This is a genomic window from Dactylosporangium sp. CA-092794 (assembly GCF_050948465.1).
In the GTDB taxonomy this organism is placed as follows: Bacteria; Actinomycetota; Actinomycetes; order Mycobacteriales; family Micromonosporaceae; genus Dactylosporangium.
On record NZ_CP192044.1, the window covers coordinates 7,983,231 to 8,004,545 of the forward strand.

16 protein-coding genes are annotated in these 21,315 nt (G+C 72.3%); 7 read left to right on the forward strand and 9 right to left on the reverse strand.

Annotation, left to right across the window (positions count from 1 at the left end; genetic code table 11):
- Nucleotides 1-34: 34 nt before the first annotated feature.
- Entirely contained in the window at nt 35-1,249 is a 1,215-nt protein-coding gene (locus tag ACQPXD_RS34095; protein ID WP_432825431.1) for a pyridoxal phosphate-dependent aminotransferase, read from the forward strand.
- 28 nt (nt 1,250-1,277) lie between these two features.
- Here the strand turns inward: ACQPXD_RS34095 and metH are convergent, their stop codons facing one another.
- Both metH and ACQPXD_RS34105 read right to left on the reverse strand, forming a co-directional pair.
- A complete protein-coding gene (gene metH / locus ACQPXD_RS34100) occupies nt 1,278-4,790 on the reverse strand; it encodes a methionine synthase (protein WP_432825432.1) in 3,513 nt (1,170 codons plus the stop codon).
- A gap of 10 nt (nt 4,791-4,800) precedes the next feature.
- A complete protein-coding gene (locus ACQPXD_RS34105) occupies nt 4,801-6,468 on the reverse strand; it encodes a hypothetical protein (RefSeq protein ID WP_432825433.1) in 1,668 nt (555 codons plus the stop codon).
- A 147-nt stretch (nt 6,469-6,615) separates the two neighbouring features.
- On the opposite strand from ACQPXD_RS34105, the gene ACQPXD_RS34110 reads away from it, so the two are divergent.
- Together ACQPXD_RS34110 and ACQPXD_RS34115 are read left to right on the forward strand one after the other, a co-directional pair.
- Nucleotides 6,616-7,497: a PAC2 family protein gene (locus ACQPXD_RS34110; protein ID WP_432825434.1), complete on the forward strand. Its 882-nt coding sequence runs from the start codon at nt 6,616-6,618 to the stop codon at nt 7,495-7,497.
- Between the two features lie 823 nt (nt 7,498-8,320).
- Nucleotides 8,321-9,115 carry a GntR family transcriptional regulator gene (locus tag ACQPXD_RS34115; RefSeq protein ID WP_432825435.1) on the forward strand — a complete coding sequence of 265 codons (795 nt, stop codon included), beginning with the start codon at nt 8,321-8,323 and terminating at the stop codon, nt 9,113-9,115.
- A 396-nt stretch (nt 9,116-9,511) separates the two neighbouring features.
- On the opposite strand, the gene mctP is transcribed toward ACQPXD_RS34115, so the two are convergent.
- Nucleotides 9,512-11,170: a monocarboxylate uptake permease MctP gene (gene mctP, locus ACQPXD_RS34120; protein ID WP_432825436.1), complete on the reverse strand. Its 1,659-nt coding sequence runs from the start codon at nt 11,168-11,170 to the stop codon at nt 9,512-9,514.
- 6 nt (nt 11,171-11,176) lie between these two features.
- On the reverse strand, nt 11,177-11,398 hold the full coding sequence (locus ACQPXD_RS34125) for a DUF3311 domain-containing protein (RefSeq protein WP_432825437.1): 222 nt from the start codon (nt 11,396-11,398) through the stop codon (nt 11,177-11,179).
- Nucleotides 11,399-12,050: 652 nt separating this feature from the next.
- On the opposite strand from ACQPXD_RS34125, the gene ACQPXD_RS34130 reads away from it, so the two are divergent.
- Nucleotides 12,051-12,563 carry a nitroreductase family protein gene (locus tag ACQPXD_RS34130; protein ID WP_432825438.1) on the forward strand — a complete coding sequence of 171 codons (513 nt, stop codon included), beginning with the start codon at nt 12,051-12,053 and terminating at the stop codon, nt 12,561-12,563.
- 177 nt (nt 12,564-12,740) lie between these two features.
- Here the strand turns inward: ACQPXD_RS34130 and mshC are convergent, their stop codons facing one another.
- The 5 genes from mshC to ACQPXD_RS34155 all read right to left on the reverse strand — a co-directional run bounded on the left by mshC (nt 12,741) and on the right by ACQPXD_RS34155 (nt 17,330).
- Complete coding sequence (mshC, locus tag ACQPXD_RS34135) at nt 12,741-13,991, reverse strand: cysteine--1-D-myo-inosityl 2-amino-2-deoxy-alpha-D-glucopyranoside ligase (RefSeq protein WP_432825439.1); 1,251 nt, start codon at nt 13,989-13,991, stop codon at nt 12,741-12,743.
- A 159-nt stretch (nt 13,992-14,150) separates the two neighbouring features.
- A complete protein-coding gene (locus tag ACQPXD_RS34140) occupies nt 14,151-14,903 on the reverse strand; it encodes an SCO1664 family protein (protein ID WP_432844076.1) in 753 nt (250 codons plus the stop codon).
- Nucleotides 14,904-14,960: 57 nt separating this feature from the next.
- On the reverse strand, nt 14,961-15,527 hold the full coding sequence (locus tag ACQPXD_RS34145; protein ID WP_432825440.1) for a DUF3090 domain-containing protein: 567 nt from the start codon (nt 15,525-15,527) through the stop codon (nt 14,961-14,963).
- Nucleotides 15,528-15,579: 52 nt separating this feature from the next.
- On the reverse strand, nt 15,580-16,284 hold the full coding sequence (locus tag ACQPXD_RS34150; protein WP_432825441.1) for an MSMEG_4193 family putative phosphomutase: 705 nt from the start codon (nt 16,282-16,284) through the stop codon (nt 15,580-15,582).
- A 2-nt stretch (nt 16,285-16,286) separates the two neighbouring features.
- Nucleotides 16,287-17,330 carry an LLM class F420-dependent oxidoreductase gene (locus ACQPXD_RS34155; protein ID WP_432825442.1) on the reverse strand — a complete coding sequence of 348 codons (1,044 nt, stop codon included), beginning with the start codon at nt 17,328-17,330 and terminating at the stop codon, nt 16,287-16,289.
- Between the two features lie 105 nt (nt 17,331-17,435).
- Here ACQPXD_RS34155 and ACQPXD_RS34160 point away from each other — a divergent pair, with 105 nt between their 5' ends.
- The 3 genes from ACQPXD_RS34160 to ACQPXD_RS34170 all read left to right on the forward strand — a co-directional run bounded on the left by ACQPXD_RS34160 (nt 17,436) and on the right by ACQPXD_RS34170 (nt 21,315).
- On the forward strand, nt 17,436-18,407 hold the full coding sequence (locus tag ACQPXD_RS34160; protein ID WP_432825443.1) for an aldo/keto reductase: 972 nt from the start codon (nt 17,436-17,438) through the stop codon (nt 18,405-18,407).
- Between the two features lie 55 nt (nt 18,408-18,462).
- Entirely contained in the window at nt 18,463-18,654 is a 192-nt protein-coding gene (locus tag ACQPXD_RS34165; protein WP_350554007.1) for a DUF5703 family protein, read from the forward strand.
- A 126-nt stretch (nt 18,655-18,780) separates the two neighbouring features.
- Nucleotides 18,781-21,315: an EAL domain-containing protein gene (locus ACQPXD_RS34170; RefSeq protein WP_432825444.1), complete on the forward strand. Its 2,535-nt coding sequence runs from the start codon at nt 18,781-18,783 to the stop codon at nt 21,313-21,315.

Below are 21,315 nucleotides of genomic sequence, written 5' to 3' on the forward strand. Positions count from 1 at the left end.
GACTCCGGGACGGCGGGCCGTAAGGTTGCCTGCCATGCAGGTGACTCAGTCCGCGAAGCTGGCCAACGTCTGTTACGACATCCGCGGACCGGTGATGGCCGCCGCGAAGCGCATGGAGGCCGACGGCCACCACATCCTGAAGCTCAACATCGGCAACCCGGCGCCGTTCGGGTTCGAGGCGCCGGAAGAGATCCTGCAGGACGTCATCCTCAACCTGCCCGCCGCGCACGGCTACGGCGACTCCAAGGGGCTGCTGTCGGCCCGCCGGGCGGTCGTGCAGTACTACCAGCAGAAGGACGTGACCGGCGTCGACATCGAGGACGTGTACCTCGGCAACGGCGTCTCCGAGCTCATCGTCATGTCGCTGCAGGCGCTGCTCGACAACGGCGACGAGGTGCTCATCCCCTCCCCCGACTACCCGCTGTGGACGGCGTCGGTGTCGCTGTGCGGCGGGCGGGCGGTGCACTACGTGTGCGACGAGAGCAACGACTGGCTGCCCGACATCGCCGACATCGAGGCCAAGGTCACGCCCCGCACCAAGGCGATCGTCGTCATCAACCCCAACAACCCGACCGGCGCCGTGTACCACCGGGCGCTGCTGGAGCGCATCGCCGAGGTCGCCCGCCGCCACCAGCTGCTGATCTTCTCCGACGAGATCTACGACAAGATCCTCTACGACGGCGCCGAGCACACCTCGACCGCCGCGGTCGCGCCCGACCTGCTGACGATCACGTTCAACGGGCTGTCGAAGGCCTACCGGGTGGCCGGCTTCCGCACCGGCTGGATGGTCCTCGCCGGGCCCAAGCAGCACGCGTCGAGCTACATCGAGGGCCTGGACATCCTGGCCAACATGCGGCTGTGCCCCAACGTGCCCACCCAGCACGCGGTGCAGACCGCTCTGGGCGGGTACCAGAGCATCAACGACCTGATCCTGCCGGGCGGCCGCCTGCTGGAACAGCGCGACATCGCCTGGAAGATGCTCAACGACATCCCCGGCGTGTCGTGCGTCAAGCCGCAGGGCGCGCTCTACATGTTCCCCCGGCTCGATCCGGAGGTGTATCCGATCAAGGACGACCTGCGCTTCGCCCTCGACCTGCTGCAGGCGGAGAAGGTGCTGGTCGTGCAGGGCACCGGGTTCAACTGGCACCAGCCGGACCACTTCCGGATCGTGACCCTGCCGCGCGTGGCCGACCTGGAGGACGCGGTGACCCGGCTCGGCCGGTTCCTCTCCACCTACATCCAGGACTGAGCACTCGGGCGGCAGGGCCGCGAACCGGCTATTTCGCGTTGAAGTAGGACGCGTCCGGGTGGTGGACGATGATGGCGTCGGTCGACTGCTCCGGCGCCAGCTGGAACTCCTCGGACAGGGTCACGCCGATGCGGGCCGGGTCGAGCAGCGCGACCGTCTTGGCCCGGTCCTCCAGGTCGGGGCAGGCCGGGTAGCCGAAGCTGTACCGGCAGCCGCGGAACTCGGTGCGCAGCAGGCCGTCGAGGTCCTTCGGGTCCTCGTCGGCGACGGCGTGGCCGCCGGGCAGCACGAGCTCCTCGCGGACCCGGCGGTGCCAGTACTCCGCCAGAGCCTCGGTCAGCTGCACCGACAGGCCGTGAACCTCGAGGTAGTCGCGGTAGGCGTTGCCGGCGAACAGCTTGGCCGTGTAGTCCGACACCGGCTGGCCGACGGTCACCAGCTGCAGGCCGATCACGTCGAGGCGGCCCGAGTCGCGGGGCTTGAAGAAGTCGGCGATGCACAGGCGGCGGTCGCGGCGCTGGCGCGGGAACGAGAACCGCGCCCGCTCGCTGTGCGCGTTCTCGTCGAGCACGACCAGGTCGTTGCCCTCCGAGTAGCACGGGAAGTAGCCGTAGACCACCGCCGCCTCCAGGACGCGGTCGGCGGCCAGCCGGTCCATCCAGTAGCGCAGCCGCGGGCGGCCCTCGGTCTCCACCAGCTCCTCGTAGGACGGGCCCTTGCCGCCGCGGGCGCCGCGCAGGCCCCACTGGCCCAGGAACGTGGCGCGCTCGTCGAGCAGGGCCGCGTAGTCCGCCAGGGGGATGCCCTTCACGACCCGGGTGCCGAAGAACGGCGCCTCCGGGACCGGAACGCCGTGGTCGACATCGGAGCGGACCGAGGCGTCGTCGAGCGGGGGCAGGTCCTCGCGGACCTCGACGGTGCGGGCGCGGCGCTCGCGGCGGGCGGCCAGGGCCGCCTCCCGGTCCGCGTCGACGACCGGCGCGCCGCCGCGCTTGGCGGTCATCACCCGATCCATCAGGGCGAGGCCCTCGAAGGCGTCGCGGGCGTAGTGCACGTCGCCGTGGTAGAGGGCACGCAGGTCGTCCTCGACGTAGGCGCGGGTCAGCGCGGCGCCGCCGAGCAGCACCGGCCAGCGCTCCGCCACGCCGCGGGTGTTCATCTCCTCCAGGTTCTCCTTCATGATCACCGTGGACTTGACGAGCAGGCCGGACATGCCGATCGCGTCGGCCTGGCGGGTCTCGGCCGCCTCGATGATCGCCGAGATCGGCTGCTTGATGCCGATGTTGACGACCTCGTAGCCGTTGTTGGACAGGATGATGTCGACCAGGTTCTTGCCGATGTCGTGCACGTCGCCCTTGACCGTGGCCAGCACGATGCGGCCCTTGCCGGCGTCGTCGGCGGACTTCTCCATGTGCGGCTCGAGGTAGGCGACGGCGGCCTTCATCACCTCGGCCGACTGCAGCACGAACGGCAGCTGCATCTGCCCGGAACCGAACAGCTCGCCGACCGTCTTCATGCCGTCGAGCAGCACGTCGTTGATGATGGCCAGGGCCGTCAGGCCGGTCAGCGCCTCGTCGAGATCGGCCTCGAGACCGGCCCGCTCGCCGTCGATGATCCGCCGCTTGAGCCGCTCGTCGAGGGGCAGCGCGGCCAGCTCCTCGGCGCGGGACGCGCGGGCCGAGGCGACGTCGACGCCCTCGAACAGCGAGATGAACCTCTGCAGCGGGTCGTAGCCCTCGCGCCGCCGGTCGTAGACCAGGTCGAGCGCGACCTCCCGCTGCTCGTCCGGGATCCGGCTCATCGGCAGAATCTTCGAGGCGTGCACGATCGCGCTGGTCAGCCCGGCCTGCTGGCACTCGTGCAGGAAGACCGAGTTCAGCACCTGCCGCGCCGCGGGGTTGATCCCGAACGAGACGTTGGAGATGCCGAGCGTGAAGTTGATGCCCGGGTACCGCCGGGAAATCTCGCGAATCGCCCCGATCGTCTCGATGCCGTCCCGGCGCACCTCCTCCTGACCCGTGGTGATCGGGAAGGTCAGGCAGTCGACCAGGATGTCCTCGACCGCCATACCCCACTTCGTGGTCAGGTCCTCGATCAGGCGGCCCGCGACCCGCACCTTCCACTCGGCGGTGCGGGCCTGGCCCTCCTCGTCGATGGTGAGCGCGACCACCGCGGCACCGTGCTCCTTGACCAGCGGCATCATCCGGGCGAACCGGGAGCCGGGACCGTCGCCGTCCTCGAAGTTGACCGAGTTGACGATGCAGCGCCCGCCGAGCATCTCCAGACCGGCGGCGATGACCTCCGGCTCGGTCGAGTCCAGCATGATCGGCAGGGTGGAGGCGGTGGCGAACCGGCCGGCCAGCTCCCGCATGTCCTGCGCGCCGTCGCGGCCGACGTAGTCGACGTTGAGGTCGAGCATGTGCGAGCCGTCGCGGGCCTGCTGCCGGGCGATCTCCAGGCAGGTCTGGTAGTCCCCGGCGAGCATCGCCTCCCGGAACGCCTTCGAGCCGTTGGCGTTGGTCCGCTCGCCAACCATGAGCACGCTGGCGTCCTGGTGGAACGGCACATGGTGGTAGATGCTGGCCACACCGGGCTCGACCTGCGGAGCGCGGCCGACCGGCAGGTGCGTGCCGAGCTTCCGCGCGACCGCGCGGATGTGTGCCGGAGTGGTACCGCAACAGCCGCCGACCAGGGCCGCGCCGTAGTCGGCCACGAACCGCTGCAGGGCCTCGGCGAGCTCGTCCGGGGTCAGCGGATAGTAGGCCCCGTTCGCGGTGAGCTGCGGCAGGCCCGCGTTGGGCATGACCGAGACCGGCACCTTCGCGTGCTGGGAGAGATACCGCAGATGCTCGCTCATCTCGGCCGGCCCGGTGGCGCAGTTGAGCCCGATGAGGTCGATGCCCAGCGGCTCGAGCGCGGTCAGCGCGGCGCCGATCTCCGAGCCGAGCAGCATCGTGCCGGTCGTCTCGACGGTGACGTGGGTGATGACCGGCACGACCCGCCCGGCGGCGGACATGGCCCGCTGGGCGCCGATGATCGCCGCCTTGGTCTGCAGCAGGTCCTGACAGGTCTCGATGATCAGCGCGTCGGCGCCGCCGTCGATCAGGCCCGCGGCGTTGTCGAAATACGCGTCGCGCAGCGTGCCGAACGGCGCGTGGCCGAGCGTCGGCAGCTTGGTGCCGGGGCCGATCGAGCCGAGCACGAACCGCGGCCGCTCCGGCGTGCTGTGCGCGTCGGCGGCCGCCCGGGCCAGCCGGGCCCCCGCCTCGGACAGCTCCCGGATGCGCGACTCGATACCGTACTCGCCGAGGTTGCCGAGGTTGGCGCCGAAGGTGTTGGTCTCCACCGCGTCGGAGCCGGCCGCGAAATACTCCTCGTGGACGGTGCGGACCACATCGGGCCGCGTCACGTTGAGCACCTCGTTACAGCCCTCGTGCCCCTCGAAGTCGTCGAGGGTGACGTCGGCCGCCTGCAACATGGTGCCCATCGCGCCGTCGGCGAGCAGCACGCGCTCGGCGAGCGTCTTCAGTAGGTCCGGCATAACCCAAAGGCTATCGGGACGTGGTTGCCGTATCCGCCCCCGGCACGCGCGATCCTTGCCACGTATCCGTCGTGGGCGGCCCGTCGCCGCGCGGCCCCGGCGCGCCGGCGGCGGCGTCGGACAGCAGCTCCCGCTGGTTGGGCACGTCGCCGGCCGGCTGCTCCGGCGGGGCGGGCGGCGCGACCGGGGCCCCGTCCCGCGGTACCAGCCAGAAGACGACAGCCGTGAACACCAGGCCCACCCCCATGATCACCAGCGGCGTCAACGAGCCGGTCGGCGGGTGCCACTTGCCCACCAGGGGGTTGAAATAGCCCAGGCCGGCGCTCGTGGGCAGCCCCCGCTGCCAGCGCACCATCGCCCACACCAGCAGCACCAGGTGTACCGGCAACAGGAAAATGACGAACGTGCGCGCCAAGGCACGGCTCTGCCCCGCGTCGAACAGCCGCCGCTCCAGCGTCCACGCCGCCAGCAACGGCAGCCCGGCCAGCAGCGGCAACATGTACCGCCCGTTGATGATGAAACCGGTCATGTTCACCTGGCTGACCTGCAGCACGCCGGGCAGCACCACGCCGCCGGCCAGGATGACCGCATACCGCCAGCGGGTGGTCCAGTCGCCGAAGATCGCCCCCAGGAACACCAGCCCGCCCACCAGCATCGCCCACACCAGGTAGAACGGCGTCCACATGGTCACGTCGAACCAGCCGGCGACACCGATCATCCCCTCGATGTACACCCACCAGCTGTTGATGTAGATCGCCAACGCCTCGCCGAACTTGTAGTCCCACAGCCCGGGCGGCGGCGGCACCAGCTCACCGGTCTTCATGCCCACGATCCACGCCGCCGACAGCACCGCGGCCAGCGCCACGCCGGCGGTCCACAGCTTCACCCGCAGCAGCCGCCAGTACTCCCGCAGCCACCGCCAGCGCACCGGCACCGCCAGGGCGAAGAAGCCGAACGCGAACCACGCCGGCCCCGCCGAACGCAGGGTCAGCAGCAGTACCGCGCAGATGCCCAGCAACGTCACCAGCGAGCGCTTCCGCACCGGGTCCGGCGGCTCCAGCAGCAGCGGAATGCCCGCCGCGAACAGCCCGATCCCGGCCGCGATCTCCACCGAGTTGGGGTTCACCCCGCCGGCCAGGTGCGCCAGCATCGGCGTGGCCACCGCCAGCAGCGCCGCGGCCGTCAGCCCGAAGCGCGACCAGCGCAGCAGCGACACGAACGCCGAGGCCAGCAGCGCGGCACAGATCGCCGAGCTGATCAGCCGGGCCAGGACCAGCCCACCCCACCCCGGCCACCAGCGCAGCGGCGGCCCGACGACGAAGTAGTAGAGCGGGTTGTACCGTCCGGCGCTGGTGCTGACCTCCGTGATCGGCCCGCCGTGCAGCCCCGCCGCGCACTTGGCCGAAACGTTCTGCTTGGACCCGAAGCACACCGCATGCGCGTCCAGCCCGGCCGGCACCCGCTGATAGGCACCCATACCGGGTCGGCCGAACGCGTCCGGGACGACCTCCGGGCGGGCGAAGATCTGCCCCGGGTCGAGCGAGGCCACCCCGGCCGCCCGGATGGTGTGCTGGACCTCGTCGGCCGGCCCGTCGAACGGCGCAGCGAAGCACCACGCCCCGAAAATCAGGAAAAACGCCGTGAACGCCACGAGCCAGGACCTGCGTCCGTTTCGCATTCCCGGATGCTACCGAGGGATCTTGTGCCGCTTTGTACGGGGCGTAACAGATCACCCAGCGCCCGTAGCCCAGCGTATTCACCCGGATATGGTCCGTCCCCGCGCGGCCGGCAAGCCATCTCGCGACGCTGCACGTAGGCTGGGACCGTGACCGAGTTCGACGGCCTGCCCGTGTTGCGCTCCCCTGTCGCGATTGCCGCGTTCGAAGGGTGGAACGACGCTGCCGATGCGTCCACCGCCGTCGTCGAACACCTCGAGCAGGAGTGGGGCGCCGAGACCATCGCCTCGCTCGACCCCGAGGACTTCTACGACTTCCAGGTCAACCGCCCGACGGTGCTCATGTCGGACGGCGAGACCCGGCGCATCGAGTGGCCGACGACCCGCTTCGCGGTGGCCAGCCCGCCCGACGCGGAGCGCGACATCGTCCTGATCCGCGGCATCGAGCCGAGCATGCGCTGGCGCACCTTCTGCGACGAGATCCTCGAGGTCTGCCACAGCCTGGAGGTCAACCGGATCGTCCTGCTGGGCGCCCTGCTGGCCGACGTGCCCTACACCCGCCCGCTGCCGGTGTCCGGCTCGGCCCCGGCCCGCTCCACCGCCGAGACGGTCGAGCGGCTGGGCCTGATCCCGACCCGCTACGAGGGCCCGACCGGCATCGTGGGCGTGCTGCACGACGCCTGCCTGCGCGCCGACCTCGACGCCGTGTCGTTCTGGGTCCACGTGCCGCACTACGCCAACAACCCCCCGTGCCCCAAGGCGACCCTGGCCCTGCTACACAGGGTCGAGGAGATCCTCGACCTGCCCGTGCCCACCGGCGACCTGGCCAAACAGTCGGCGGAGTGGGAGGAGCGGCTCAAGCAGGCCGCCGAGCAGGACGCGGAGCTGGCCGAGTATGTGCGCGAGCTGGAGGAACGCTCCGGCGACGCCGGCCTGCAGCCGCTGACCGGCGACGAGATCGCCCAGGAGTTCGAGAAGTACCTCCGCCGCCGCGGCGGCCAGGCCGGCCCCTCCGCCACCGGCGCCTGGTAGCCGGCTCGCCCGGTATCGCGCGGCCGCTCCACTTCCGCGTTTGTCCGGGTGGGCATCCCGCCCCGCGGATGGGCACGGCGCATCGACCCGGCACGGGCCGGAGCCGCCGGCCTCCGACGCGCGTCTGGGAACGGCCGCGACTGGCGCTGTTTGTGGCATTTGTCCGTTGTTCCCACGCGTCGGCGCGGCGGGTTCTCGCGCGCCCGACGGGCTCCGGGCTGGGTTGCGCCGGTCTGAGCCGGGCCGGGGCGGGGCGGGCTGGCCCGGGCTGATCGCCGGCCTGTGGCTGCGCGATGAGCTGGGCCGGGGCTGAGCTGGGCTAGGCCGAGGCAGGCCAGGCCAGGCCAGGCCAGGCCAGACTGGGCTGGGGCGGGCTGGGCCGGGCTGGGCTGGGGCGGGCTGGGCTGGGGCGGGCCGTGCTGGGGCGGGCCGTGCTGGGGCGGGCCGTGCTGGGGCGGGCCGTGCTGGGGCGGGCGCGGGCGGGTCGAGCTGAGCTGGGACGGGCCGGACTGGGATGGGATGGGATGGGATGGGCCGGACAGCGCCGGGCTGGGCCGGGACCGCGACGGGCTCGGGCGGGCGGCGCGACCGTAAGTCTCCGTGATCATGGCCGACGTGGCGCCGTTCTGCCAGTTTCTCGTGATCACGGAGTGTCTATGTACACATAGGTACACTATGTCTCCACGATCATGGCAAACCGGTGTTTTCGGGGCGGGCGCTGCATGATCACGGAGAGAAAGCGTCGCCTGGGGCCGCAAAACGGACGGCACGAGTGAGGCCGAAGGCGTTGCGCTTGGCTTCCTAGGAGGCTAGGTTTGGCCCTATGACCATCAATCCGGGGGCGGCGGAGTTTCCGCATCGGCAGATCGGGGCGCAACTGCGGGCGCAGATTCAGCGCGGGGACTGGGGGCCCGGGGAGCGGCTACCGTCCATTCCGGCGCTCGCGGCGCAGTTCGGCGTGGCCAAGCAGACCGTGCAGCGCACCATCGACCAGCTGCGGATCGAGGGGCTACTGATCACGAGGCCCGGGTCGGGGACTTATGTGCGCGGTACCAAGCGGCGGATGAACCGGCTCTCCCGGGGGCGCTATGGGGCGCAGCGCGGATACCACGCGGAGCTCGCCGCGCGGTACCGGCAGCATTTGATGATCGTGGCGCAGATGCCGGCGCCCGCTGACGTCGCCGAGGCGTTCGGACTGGAGGCGGGGGCGCCGCTGCTGGTGCGGCGGCATCTAGTGCGCACCGGCGACGCGCCGGTCGAGGTCGGGGCATCCTGGTTCCGGCCCAACGACGTGCGCGGGACGTCGATCGAGCGGGCCGACGTGTTCGACCGGCCGCTGTACCAGGAGGTCGAGGAAGAGCTCGGCCGCCGCTACACCAGCGCCCGGGACCAGGTGACCGCCCGGCTGCCCACCCGCGAGGAGGCAGAGTTGCTGCAGATCCGGCCCGACACGCCGGTACTGGTGCTGCTGCACGTCGCCTACGACGACGACCACAAGCCGATCGAGGTCGCCCAGGCCGCTTGGCCGGGCCCGATGACAGCGCTCACCGAGGAGTACCGCATCCCGGCGCCCCGGCCCGGGCTGCCCGACGACGAGCCAGGGCTGGCGCTGGGCTAGCCGCCCGCCCGCTCGCTTCCCTCGCAAGGCGCCCTCGTTCCGCGGCCCAAGACCGGACATCGGCGGCGGCCCGCCGCCCTGGCGACCTACGGCGCAGTAACCGTGACACTGTCACGATCCCCCACCGTGACAGTGTCAGCGTTCCCACCGTGACAGTGCCAGCAGCACGACCCCACGCCGCCCCGCCGCACCCCAAGGGTGACACTGTCATCGTCCCCACCGTGACAGTGTCACCATTCACCACCGTGACAGTGTCAGCGTCACCACCGTGACAGTGTCAGCGTTCACCACCGTGACAGTGACAGTGGCAGCGGCTGCGCCGTGGCAGTGTCGCGGTCGGCCGCCCATGCCCGGGCCGGGACAGCGGCGAACGGCCGCCGTCCCGGGCGACGGTGGTCAGGTGATGGGATCGGGGGCGGCGGCCGCGGGGGCCGGCGAGGTCGGGGCCGCGGTCAGGCGCGGGTCGCCCTCGTCGGCGAGGTAGTCCTCCGGCGTGGTGGCGTCGCCGCCGTCGGTGACGGAGGTGGCGCGCAGGATCAGGGTCAGGATTGCCGCCACGACGAGGTTGACCACCACGGAGACGAAGCCGACGTAGATGGTCTTCTTCGTGTCGAGGCCCCACTCGCTCAGCGCGAACGCCGAGCCGCCGAAGTGGGCGTGGTTCGTGGCCGGGTTGGGGATCTGGTAGAGCATCCACATTCCCAGGCCCATGCCGGCGACCCAGCCCGCGATGAGCGCGCTGCGGTGGAACCAGCGGGTGAACAGGCCCAGGCCGACGGCGGGGAGCGTCTGCAGGATGATCACGCCGCCGATGAGTTGCAGGTCGATGGAGAACTGCGGGTCGACGAAGACCACGAAGATCAGCGCCCCGAATTTTACCAGCAGGCTCATCAGCTTCGATACCGTGGCCTCCTGGGCCGGGGTGGCGTCGCGTTTGAGGTACTCCCGGTAAATGTTGCGGGTGAAGAGGTTCGCGGCGGCGATGGACATGATGGCCGCGGGGACCAGCGCGCCGATGCCGATGGCGGCGTAGGCGATGCCGGCGAACCAGTCCGGGAACAGCTTGTCGAACAGGAGTGGTACCACGGTGTTGGTGTCATTGGTGCCGCTGGGGTTCTTCAGGGGTACCACGCCCGCGGCGATGGCGGCGTAGCCGAGCAGGGCGATGAGGCCCAGCAGCAACGAGTACGCCGGCAGGGCCGACATGTTGCGCTTGATGACGTCGCGGTTCTTGCTGGCCAGCACGCCGGTGATGCTGTGCGGGTACAGGAAGAGCGCCAAGGCCGAGCCCAGTGCGAGAGTGAAGTACTGCACCTGATTGTTCGCGTTGAGCAGGATGCCGTCGGCGACCGCCGGTGTCTTGTCGAACTTCGCGTCGGCGGCGTCGAAGATCGCGCCCCAGCCGCCGAGCTTGGCCGGCAGGTAGAAGACCGCGACCAGGATGACGATGTAGATCAGCGAGTCCTTGACGAACGCGATGAGGGCCGGAGCGCGCAGGCCGCTGGAGTACGTGTACGCGGCCAGGATCGCGAAGGCGATGATGATCGGCAGGTGCCGGGCCAGGGTGCCGGAGCCGGTGACGCCCATCGTCTTGAGCACGGCCTCGATGCCGACGAGTTGCAGGGCGATGTACGGCATGGTCGCCACGATGCCGGTGATCGCGATCAGCAGTGCCAGGGTCGGCGACTGGAACCGCGCCCGCACGAAGTCGGCCGGGGTGACGAACCCGTGCCGGTGCGACACCGACCACAACCGGGCCAGCACGAGGAACACCAGCGGGTAGATGATGACGGTGTACGGCACGGCGAAGAACCCGGCGGCGCCGGAGGCGAACAGCAGCGCCGGCACGGCGACGAAGGTGTAGGCGGTGTACAGGTCGCCGCCGACGAGGAACCAGGTGATCCAGCCGCCGAAGCTGCGCCCGCCGAGGCCCCACTCGTCGAGGTGGGCCAGGGTGTCGGGCCGGCGCCAGCGGGCGGCGATGAAGCCGACCGCGCTGACAGCGGCGAAGAGCACGACGAAGATGGTGATCTCGAGTCCGTGGTCACGCCACATGGATGCTCACCGCCGCTTCGTCATCTGGTAGACCAGCGTGGTGGTGCCGACGCCGAGGATGATCATGGCCAGCTGCAGCCAGTAGAACCGCGGGAAGCCGAGGAACCGGGGGCTGTCGGCGTTGTAGATGAACGTGAGCAGCGGCACGACGATGGGGATGATCAGCAGCCAGTTCCAGGGGCTGCGGTCACCCGCCCGCCGGGTGTTCGGCTCTTCAGGACCGGTCACGGCAGACCTCTCCTTCGAAGGGGGTGTCGTCGGGACCTGGGCGGCAGGTCCCTGGTGATCGACGTAACCTGATCCCTGCCGACCGGCCGAGCCCCGCCGCCGGCGAATCGGCGAGCGGTAGAAACCAAGCGCTGAACGGGCAAGCTCCAATTCGGTGGCGCTGGCCCCCGGCCCGCGCGGCGGATCGCCACGGCCCCGGCCGGGCACCGCGGCAAGCTCGGAGCCCGGGCCCAGCGCTCGGTCTGGGCGGGCCGTGTCGGCCGGCAGGGCCTGCGGCGCGGCCACCGCGGCAAACCCGGCGGCGGTCACGGCGGCCACGTTGGTGCGCGGCCTGCGCGTCCCACACGCCGGGCCCCGCCCGTCGCGGAGCGCGGCCCAGCGACCGGAAGTCTCCGCGATCATGCGTAACTGGCACCGACACCAACGGTTTTTCTTGATCACGGAGTGTTGATGTACACCCGTGTACCACAAGTCTCCGGGATCATGAAAAACCGTGGTGCGGCCACGACGCGCATCATGATCACGGAGACATACGTCTGCCCCGGCCGCCAAACGGAGGCGCCGCCAAACGGAGGCTGGAGGGTTGCGGACCACCCGGCCGGCTACCGCCGGTTGGGCCGCGGGGCGGGACGGTGGGGGCGACAATGGGCCGATGGAGACCTGGGACGCCATCCGGGCGCGCCGCGATGTGCGGCAGTTCGCCGATCGGCCGGTACCGCCGGCAGACCTCGATCGCATCCTCGACGCGGGGCGCCGGGCGCCCTCGTCGCAGAATACTCAGCCGTGGGACTTCGTCGTGGTCACCGAGCGGGACCGGCTGGCGAAGCTGGCCACGGTCTGGCGGGGGGCCGGGCACGTGGCCGGGTCGGCGGCCACGGTGGCGCTCGTCGCGCCCGTCCCGGCGGAGGGGCGGCGCGGGCAGGTCATGTTCGACCTCGGTCAGGCCGCGATGAGCCTGCAGATCGCCGCCGCCGACCTGGGTGTGGCGTCGGGCCACTCGGCGGTCGGCGACCAGGAGCTGGCCCGGGAGGTGCTGGGCTTCCCCGAGGACCGCTTCTGCGGGTACCTCATCCCCTTGGGCTATCCGGCCGACCGGCCGCTGCGGCCGATCGAGCGGCCCGACCGGCGGGCGGCGGCGGACGTCGTACACCGCGAGCGCTGGTGAGGCGGTCCGGTCAGTCCCAGATCCCGTCGCAGCAGATGTGTTCCATGGACACCATTGCGCCGCATGCGGGCCGGGCGGCGGATCCGCCGTGCTACTCAGCGGGCTCTGAGCCGTACCTAGGTAGCTTCGCCGCCGGCCACCGTCCGACGGGTGGCCGGCGCCGAAGAGCCGGTGGGGTTAGAGCTTGATGCCGAGGAGGGCGTCGACCGCGGTGGCCATCAGGGCCGGGGCCTCGCGGTCGTCGCCGGCGTCGGCGAGGGTGGCGTCGACCCAGGCGTCGACGGCGGCGAGGGCGCCGGGGGTGTCGAGGTCGTCGGCGAGCCGCTCGCGCAGCTGGGCGAGCAGTTCGGGGCCGGACGGGCCGATGCCGGCGCGGGCCGCCGCCCGCCAGCGGATGAGTCGCTGCTGGCCGGTCTTGAGCGTGTCGTCGGTCCACTGCCGGTCGTTGCGGTAGTGGTCGGCGAGCAGGCCCAGGCGCACCGCCATCGGGTCGATGCCGTCGCCGCGCAGGCGGGAGACGAAGACCAGGTTGCCCCGGCTCTTGGACATCTTCTCGCCGTCGAGGCCGATCATGCCGGCGTGCACGTAGTGGGTGGCGAACGGGACCTTGCCGGAGAGCGCCTCGGCGTGCGCGGCGGAGCACTCGTGGTGCGGGAACAGCAGGTCGTTGCCGCCGCCCTGCACGTCGATGGTGTCGCCGAGCAGGCTCTGGGCGATGACCGCGCACTCGATGTGCCAGCCGGGGCGGCCGGGGCCGAGGTCGCCGCCGTCCCAGGCCGGCTCGCCCTCGCGCAGGCCCCGCCACAGCAGCGGGTCGAGCGGGTCGCGTTTGCCGGGCCGCTGCGGGTCGCCGCCGCGCTCCGCGGCGAGGCGGAGCATCTCGGTGCGGGACAGGTTGGACTCGCTGCCGAAGCCGGGCGCGGTGGCCACGGAGAAGTACACGTCGCCGGTGCCGTCGTCCAACGGGTACGCGTGCCCGGAGGCGAGCAGCGCCGACACCTTGCGGGCGATCTGCGGGATCGACTCGACCGCGCCGACGTAGCGCTTCGGCGGGATGATCCGCAGCGCCTCCATGTCCTCGCGGAACAGTGCCGTCTCCCGCATGGCCAGGACCACCCAGTCCTCGCCGTCGCGGGCGGCGCGCTCCAGCAGCGGGTCGTCGACGTCGGTCACGTTTTGCACGTAGTCGACCTCGTGCCCGGCGTCGCGCCAGACGCGGTTGGCCTGGTCGAAGGCGATCATGGTGGCGGCGTGGCCGAGGTGGGTGGCGTCGTACGGGGTGATGCCGCAGACATACATGGTGGCGGGCCGCCCGGCCAGCTCCACCGGGGCGATCTCCCGGCGTGCCGAGTCGAAGAGGGCGAGCGGCGCGGCGCCGGCTCCGGGGCGGGGCAGCGTGGGCAACGCCGGTGCGGTCCAGGACTCCATGACCAACAGCGTATCTGCGAGCACCGTTCGCGGGGGATGTGACGATGCCCGCCTTGTTCTTGGCACCGCGGGCCTGGCAGGGAGGGCCGCCAGGCCCGAGCGGTGTCTGACGGGAGCAACGGTCGTGCGTCGCACGGACCGGAGTCATGCATGTGATCTTTAGATCGGGGGCCAGGGGATGGCGTGGCGGTCCTCGTCGGGCTCGGGGAACTTCCGGGACTGCAGCAGGGCGCCGATGCGCACGGACACCATCGCCACCTCGGCCGGGGTCAGGTGCTGCGACAACGTCTCGGCGAGGCCGGCGGCATACTGCGCGCGCAGCTTCTCCAGCACCTCCAGGCACTCGTCCGGGATCGGCTCGCCGGCCCAGCCCCAGATGATGGTGCGCAGCTTGTCCTCGGTGTGGAAGCAGATGCCGTGGTCGACGCCGTGGACGTGGCCGTCGACGGTGTCGATCACGTGGCCGCCCTTGCGGTCGGCGTTGTTGGCGACCGCGTCGAAGACGGCGAGCCGGGCCAGGCGGGGGTCGTCGGCGTGGGCGAGCACATACGGCCGGCCGTTCTCGTCGCGGGCGGACATGATCCGCCGCCAGTTGCGGGGCACCTTGTTGGCCGGGACGAAGCCGAGCAGCAGCTCGTCGCTCTGCAGCTCGTCGTCGATCCACAGCTGGCACATGCCGGGGCCGAGCGGGCCCTCGCGCAGCACGGTGGGCGGGACGATGCCCCAGCCGGTGGCCTGGGAGAGCAGCCAGGCGGAGTACTCCCGGCCGGCGAGGGTGCCGTCGGGGAAGTCCCACAGCGGCCGCTCGCCGCTGACCGGCTTGTAGACGCACCGGGCGACGGTGTCGCCGCGGGTGATGACGGCGCGGAGGGTGGCGTTGGAGGCGTCCATGATGCGGCCCTCCAGCTCCATGGTGCCGTGGCGCAGCAGCTCGAGCGCCTCGTCCTCGGGCAGGGCCGGCACGCGGGGCTACCGGCGGTAGCCGTTGTGCCGCGGGCAGAGGTGGCCGCGGGTGTCCAGCGGCTGCCCGCACAGCGGGCAGGGCGGGCGGCCGGAGGCGACGACCCGCTTGGCCCGCTCGATGAAGGCGCGGGTGGCCGCGGGGGTGAGCCGCACCCGGAGCCGGTCGCGGTCGGCGGTGATGAGCTCGTCGTCCTCGTCCTCGTCGGCGGGCTCCTCGGTCTCGTCCTCGCCGACCGCGATGGCCTCGATGACGACCGTGGCGGTGTCGACGTCGAACTGCAGGCCGAGGGTGCCGACCCGGAACTCCTCGTCGAGCGGCGTGTCCAGGGGCTCGTTGTCGGCGGTCTCGGTGACGGTCTCCGCGGCCAGGTCCACCCCGAAGCGGCGGTGGGCCTCCTGCAGCAGCTCCTCGAGCTTCTCGGCCAGCAGGGAGACCTGCACCTTTTCCAGGGCGACGCTGATCAGCCGGCCCCCGCCGCGCGCCTGCAAGAAGAAGGTCCGCTCCCCCGGCGCACCTACGGTGCCGGCAACGAACCGCTCCGGCGGCTCGAATGCGTACACGTGGTGGCTCATGCTCAGAACTCTATCCACTCTCGGCGGCGGCTGCCGCAGCCGGGCGGCAAGATCACACAGAACCGCCCGAACCGCCTCCGACCGCGGCATCCGAGGTCGGTTCGCCCTCCGGCTGCTCCGGCGGCTGAAACCCGGACAGATCACCGCCGGTGTCGTTGAGGCGCAGGACGAACGAGCGCAGCGGCGTGTAGCGGATGACGGTGACCGAGGCCGGCTCCACCGCGATGCGCTGGAACAGGTCGAGGTGCATGCCGAGGGCGTCGGCGACGACGGCCTTGATGATGTCGCCGTGGCTGCAGGCCAGCCACACCGCCTCGGCCCCGTGCGACTGGGTGATCCTGGCGTCCCACCCGCGGATGGCGGCGATCGCCCGGGCCGACATCTCGGCCATGGACTCGCCGTCGGGGCCGGGGAACACCGCCGCGGACGGGTGCGCCTGGACCGTGGTCCACAGCGGCTCCTTGGCCAGATCCTTGAGCGGCCGGCCGGTCCAGTCGCCGTACCGGCACTCGATGATGCCCTCGTCGTCGACCACGGAGGTGACCTCGGGCAGGGCCAGGGCCAGGGTCTCCCGGCAGCGCGGCAGCGGGCTGCTGACGACGGCCGCCAGGGGCAGCTTGGCGGCGGCGAGGCGCTCGCCGACGGCGACCGCCTGGCCCCGGCCGACCTCGTCGAGGGCGACCGGCTGGTGCCCGGCGAGCACGCCGGTGGCGTTGGTGGTGGTGCGGCCGTGCCGCAGCAGCAGTACGGTCGTCACCCCTACAGGCCCGCCTTCTCCCACGCGCCGGCCAGCTGCCGGATGGTGTTGATCGAGTACTCCGCGTCGCCGAACACCAGGGTGGAGATCTCGGTCACACCAGCTTCCTGGTAGGCCTGCAGCCGCTCGGCGACCCGCTCGACCGGTCCGAGCAGCGAGGTGCGGTCGATGAACTCCAGCGGCACCGCGGCGGCCGCGTCCCGCTGGCGCTTGGCCAGGTAGAGGTCCTGGACCTCGCGGGCGGCGTCGGCGTAGCCCATGCGCACGGCGAGGGCGTTGTAGAAGTTCTGCTCCCGCGAGCCCATGCCGCCGACGTAGAGGGCGGCGTACATCCGGACGAGCTCGGCGCACATCTCGACGTCGTCGCCGAACACCACCGGTACACTCGCGGCGACCTCGAAGCCGTCGAGCGTCTTGCCGGCCTTGGCCCGCCCGGCGGCGATCGGCGCGAGCGACTCCTCGCCGAACTCGGGCGAGAAGAACACCGACAGCCAGCCGTCGGCGATCTCCCCGGCGAGCTCGAGGTTCTTCGGGCCGACCGCGGCGAGGTAGATCGGCACGTGGTCGCGGACGGGGTGCAGGATCAGCTTGAGCGCCTTGCCCGGGCCGCCGGGCAGCGGCAGCTGGTAGTGCTCGCCGTCGTACTCGACGACCTTGCGGGTCAGGGCGAGGTTGACGATGTCGATGTACTCCCGGGTGCGGGCGAGGGGCTTGGCGAAGCGCACGCCGTGCCAGCCCTCGGACACCTGCGGCCCCGACACGCCGAGGCCGAGCCGGAACCGCCCGCCGGAGAGCTTGTCGATCGTGGCGGCGGTCATGGCGGCCATGGCCGGGGTCCGGGCGGGGATCTGGAACACGGCGGAGCCGAGCTCGATGCGCTCGGTCTGCCCGGCCAGCCAGGCGAGCATCGACGGCGCGTCGGAGCCGTAGGCCTCGGCCACCCACACGCAGGAGAAGCCGAGGCGGTCGGCCTCCCGGGCGACGGCCAGGTGACCGGCGGGGTCGTTCCACGACGACAGGTATCCGAGATTCAGCGCAAGCCGCATAACCGCCTCCAGAGGTACCCCCGCGCGACCCTGCACGGGCGGCACCAGGGTAGCCCGGGGCACGCCTACCGGACGAAGGCGCCGTCCGGCCGTATCGTTCCATGCATGCAGCAGCGACCGCTCGGCCGTAGCGGGCTGGCGGTATCCCGGCTGGCCCTCGGCACCATGACCTGGGGCCGTGACACCGACGCCGACGACGCCGCGGCCCAGCTCAAGACGTTCCGCGACGCCGGCGGCACGCTGCTGGACACCGCCGACGTCTACGCCGACGGCGAGGCCGAGTCCGTCATCGGCGCGCTGGTGGGTCGCCTGGTGCCCCGCGACGAGCTGGTGATCGCCACGAAGGCGGGCCTGCGCCCGGGCATGGCGCGGCGGCGGGACGGCTCCCGCGGGCACCTCGTGCGCGCCCTGGACACGTCCCTGCAGCGGCTCGGCACCGACTACGTGGACCTGTGGCAGGTCCACGGCTACGACCCGGACACGCCGCTGGACGAGACGCTCTCGGCGATCGACACGGCGGTGAGCAGCGGCCGGGCCCGCTACGCCGGCGTGTCGAACTTCTCCGGCTGGCAGACCGCCCGGGCGGCCACCTGGCAGGGGGCGTGGCCGGGCCGGGCGCCGCTGGTGTCGACGCAGGTGGAGTACTCGCTGCTGGAGCGGGGCATCGAGCGCGAGGTCGTGCCCGCCTGCGCCGCCCTCGGCCTGGGCATCCTGCCCTGGTCACCGCTGGGCCGCGGGGTGCTGACCGGCAAGTACCGCACGGGCGTGCCGGCCGACTCGCGGGCCGCGTCGCCGCACTTCGAGCGGTTCGTGGCGCCTTACCTCGACGAGCGCTGCGCCGGGATCGTGGAGGCGGTGGCCACGGCCGCGGGCGGCCTCGGCGTGTCGCCGCTGGAGGTGGCGCTGGCCTGGGTCCGCGACCGGCCGGGCGTGGTGGCGCCGGTGCTGGGGGCGCGCACGGTCGGGCAGCTGCTCGGGGCGCTGCAGACCGAGGAGATCACGCTGCCGCGGGAGATCCGGGCCGCGCTCGACGACGTATCGGCGCCGACCTCGGGTTATCCGGAGCGCCAGACCTGACGGTACCGCCCTGGAAGGGGTGGTGCGGCGGATACGGGCGTAGCAGTATCGGGACATGGACTACGAATACGTGCCGTTGCGGTTACCGTCGAATGTCGACCGGATGACCGCCAACGCACAGCTGACGATCCAGGCCGAGTACGGCGGCTGGGAGCTGGCCCGGGTCCGGCTCTACCCGGACGGCACCCGCCAGGTCATGCTCCGCCGCCGCGTCACCAGCGAGACGCTCCCCGGCCTCAGCACGTAGCCTCCGCCATTCGCCGGCGTGCTCGCCGAACGTAACCTTGTCGATGCTTGATGCGTTGGACAGTGTGCGCGAAACTCGCCTCAACCCCCGAGGACGAGCCTCGACCCCTCCGAGGAAAGAATCGCCGTGCTGTCCGTCGCCGTTACGCTCAGCGCCGTCGCGCTCACGGTGGCCCTGGCCGGGCTGATCCCGGCCGGCGCCGCGCTCACGGTCGTGGGCCTGGCGGCCGCCGCGCGGGCCGCGGTGCTGCTCGTGCGGGTCCGCGCGGGCCGGGGACGGGTGCCGGGCTGGCACCGGCCGGTCGCCGCCGGGCTGGTGCTGAGCGGCCTGTCGACCGCCGCGGCCGGGGCCGCCGACGTGGTGGCGCCGCACGTGCTGTTCCCCGACGTGCCGCTGGCCGCCGAGCTGCCGCTGATCGGGCTGTTCTTCGTGGCCGGCACGTTCCTCGCCGGGCTGTTCCACCTGCCCGGGCAGGCCGCCACCTACGTCGGGCGGATCCGCCGCCTCATCGACGGCGTCGGGATCGGCATCCTGCTGTTCTTCGTCGCCTGGCTGCTCGTGTTCGAGGCGGCCGGGCTCAAGGGCGCCGGCCTCACCGCCGTGCTGGTGGCCAGCGTCGCCGTCGGCGCCGCGGTCGTCGGCACGCTGCGCGCCGCCCCGCTGCAGCCCGGCGCCCTGCTGCGCGGCCTCGGCGTGCTCGTCACGATCATCGCCCAGACCGCGCTGATCCTCATCCTCGACTACCACCTCGCGCCGGGCTGGCTGCTGCTGGCCGGCGTGCCGCTGGCCGCCGGGCCGCTGCTGGCCGGCCGGGTGCTGCCGGCCGGGGTCGCGGTCGAGGCGCCCGGCACCGTCACCCCGGACGGCAGCTTCGCCCGCTACCCGCTGCTCGCCCTGCCGATGGCCGGCGCGCTCGTCGCCGCCGCCTACCATCTCGTGGTCGTCGGCCACCTCGACGAGCCCTCGGCGCTGCTGGCGATCGTGGGGGTACTGCTGGTGGCGGTGCGGGAGGGGCTCGCCGTCGCCGACATCCGGCAGTACACCCGCTGGCTCGCCGAACGCGAGGCCCGCTTCCGGGCCCTGGTGGCCGGCTCCGCCGACGTGACGATGATGCTCGACGACGCCTTCGTGGTGCGGTGGCAGTCCCCCGCCGCCGCCCGCCGCCTCGGCCTCGCCGACGCCGACGTGATCGGCCGGCCGCTGCTGGACCGGGTCCATCCCGACGACGCGCACGCGGCCGGCACGGCCCTCGCGGCCGGCGCCGTGCTGGTCGAGGCCCGCATCGGCGACGGCTTCGGCATCTGGCGGGAGACCGAGTGGAGCGTCAGCGACCAGCGCGGCGACCCGTCGGTGCGGGCCGTGGTCGTGCACGTGCGCGACATCAGCCAGCGCCGCCAGCTCGAGCACGCCCTGCGGCAGGCGGCCCGCAGCGACCACCTCACCGGCCTGGCCAACCGCACCGAGCTGGGCCGGCGGCTCGGCGAGCGCACCGCCCCCGGCGTGCTCATCGTCCTCGGCCTGGACGGGCTGAGCAGCGTCAACCAGCTGCGCGGCCACGAGATCGGCGACGCCGTGCTGGTCGAGGCCGCCCGCCGGCTGCGGGCCGCGCTCGGCCCCGGCGAGGTCGCGGCCCGGCTCACCGGCGACAAGTTCGCGGTGCTCACCGCGGGCGGCGCCGTGCACGCCCAGATGACCGCGAGCCGGCTGCTCACGCTGCTGTCCGATCCGTACCCCGTGCTCGGCGTCTCCTCGCATCTGTCCGCCTCGGCCGGGCTGGCCGAGCACACCGCCGGCGGCGGCGCCGACTCCGCGCTGGCCAAGGCCGAGCTCGCCCTGCAGCGGGCCCGGCAGCTCGGCCCGGCGCAGCCGCCGCAGTGGTACGACGAGGCGACGGCCGCCCTGCTGCGCCGCCGCCTGATGATCGAGCAGGACCTGCCGGGCGCCCTCGCCCGCGGCGAGCTCGACCTGGTGTACCAGCCGGTCGTCGAGCTGCCCTCGGGCCGCGTCGCGGGCGTGGAGGCCCGCCCGCGCTGGCGCCGGTCCGGCCTGGGCCCGGTCGCCGACGCCGAGTTCCTGCCCGTCGCCGACCAGCTCGGCCTGCACCTGGAGCTGGGTGCCTGGCTGCTCAGCGCGGCCGGCCGCCAGCTCGCCGCGTGGGGCGGCGCCGGCCCGGCCGGCTCCCCGCTGTGGCTGGCGCTGCCGGTGTCCCCGGCGCTGCTCGGCCAGGGCGGCCTCGTCGACCTCGTCGGCGCGACCGGGTTCCCGGCGTCGCGGCTCGTGGTGCAGTTCGCCGTCCCCGACCCGGAGCAGCCCGGATTGATCGATCATTTGGCGGCGGTACGCACACTGGGCGCCCGGACCGCACTGGAGGGCTTCGGCGTGCAGGCGGCGTCGCTGAGCCTGCTGCGCCGGCTGCCGCTGGACCTGGTCCGGGTGGACCGGCACACGTTCGCGGGCGCCGACACGGCGGTCGTCGCGGCGGTGGTCAACCTGGCCCGCCAGCTCGGCGTCGACGTGTCCGTGGACGGCGTACGCGACGACGACGAGCTGCGGACCGTCACCGCCGCGGGCTGCCGGCTCGCGCAGGGCCCGCTGTTCTGCGGCCCGTCGGTCGCGGAGCGCTTCGAGGCCTACCTCGACACCCAGCGGGCCGGCCGCTGA

What these genes read in the sequence shown, in the direction of transcription:
- ACQPXD_RS34095 (WP_432825431.1), top strand. Translation starts at nt 35, where the DNA reads ATGCAGGTGACTCAGTCCGCGAAGCTGGCCAACGTCTGTTACGACATC.
- metH (WP_432825432.1), bottom strand. Translation starts at nt 4,790, where the DNA reads ATGCCGGACCTACTGAAGACGCTCGCCGAGCGCGTGCTGCTCGCCGAC.
- ACQPXD_RS34105 (WP_432825433.1), bottom strand. Translation starts at nt 6,468, where the DNA reads ATGCGAAACGGACGCAGGTCCTGGCTCGTGGCGTTCACGGCGTTTTTC.
- ACQPXD_RS34115 (WP_432825435.1), top strand. Translation starts at nt 8,321, where the DNA reads ATGACCATCAATCCGGGGGCGGCGGAGTTTCCGCATCGGCAGATCGGG.
- mctP (WP_432825436.1), bottom strand. Translation starts at nt 11,170, where the DNA reads ATGTGGCGTGACCACGGACTCGAGATCACCATCTTCGTCGTGCTCTTC.
- ACQPXD_RS34130 (WP_432825438.1), top strand. Translation starts at nt 12,051, where the DNA reads ATGGAGACCTGGGACGCCATCCGGGCGCGCCGCGATGTGCGGCAGTTC.
- mshC (WP_432825439.1), bottom strand. Translation starts at nt 13,991, where the DNA reads ATGGAGTCCTGGACCGCACCGGCGTTGCCCACGCTGCCCCGCCCCGGA.
- ACQPXD_RS34140 (WP_432844076.1), bottom strand. Translation starts at nt 14,903, where the DNA reads ATGGAGCTGGAGGGCCGCATCATGGACGCCTCCAACGCCACCCTCCGC.
- ACQPXD_RS34145 (WP_432825440.1), bottom strand. Translation starts at nt 15,527, where the DNA reads ATGAGCCACCACGTGTACGCATTCGAGCCGCCGGAGCGGTTCGTTGCC.
- ACQPXD_RS34155 (WP_432825442.1), bottom strand. Translation starts at nt 17,330, where the DNA reads ATGCGGCTTGCGCTGAATCTCGGATACCTGTCGTCGTGGAACGACCCC.
- ACQPXD_RS34160 (WP_432825443.1), top strand. Translation starts at nt 17,436, where the DNA reads ATGCAGCAGCGACCGCTCGGCCGTAGCGGGCTGGCGGTATCCCGGCTG.
- ACQPXD_RS34165 (WP_350554007.1), top strand. Translation starts at nt 18,463, where the DNA reads ATGGACTACGAATACGTGCCGTTGCGGTTACCGTCGAATGTCGACCGG.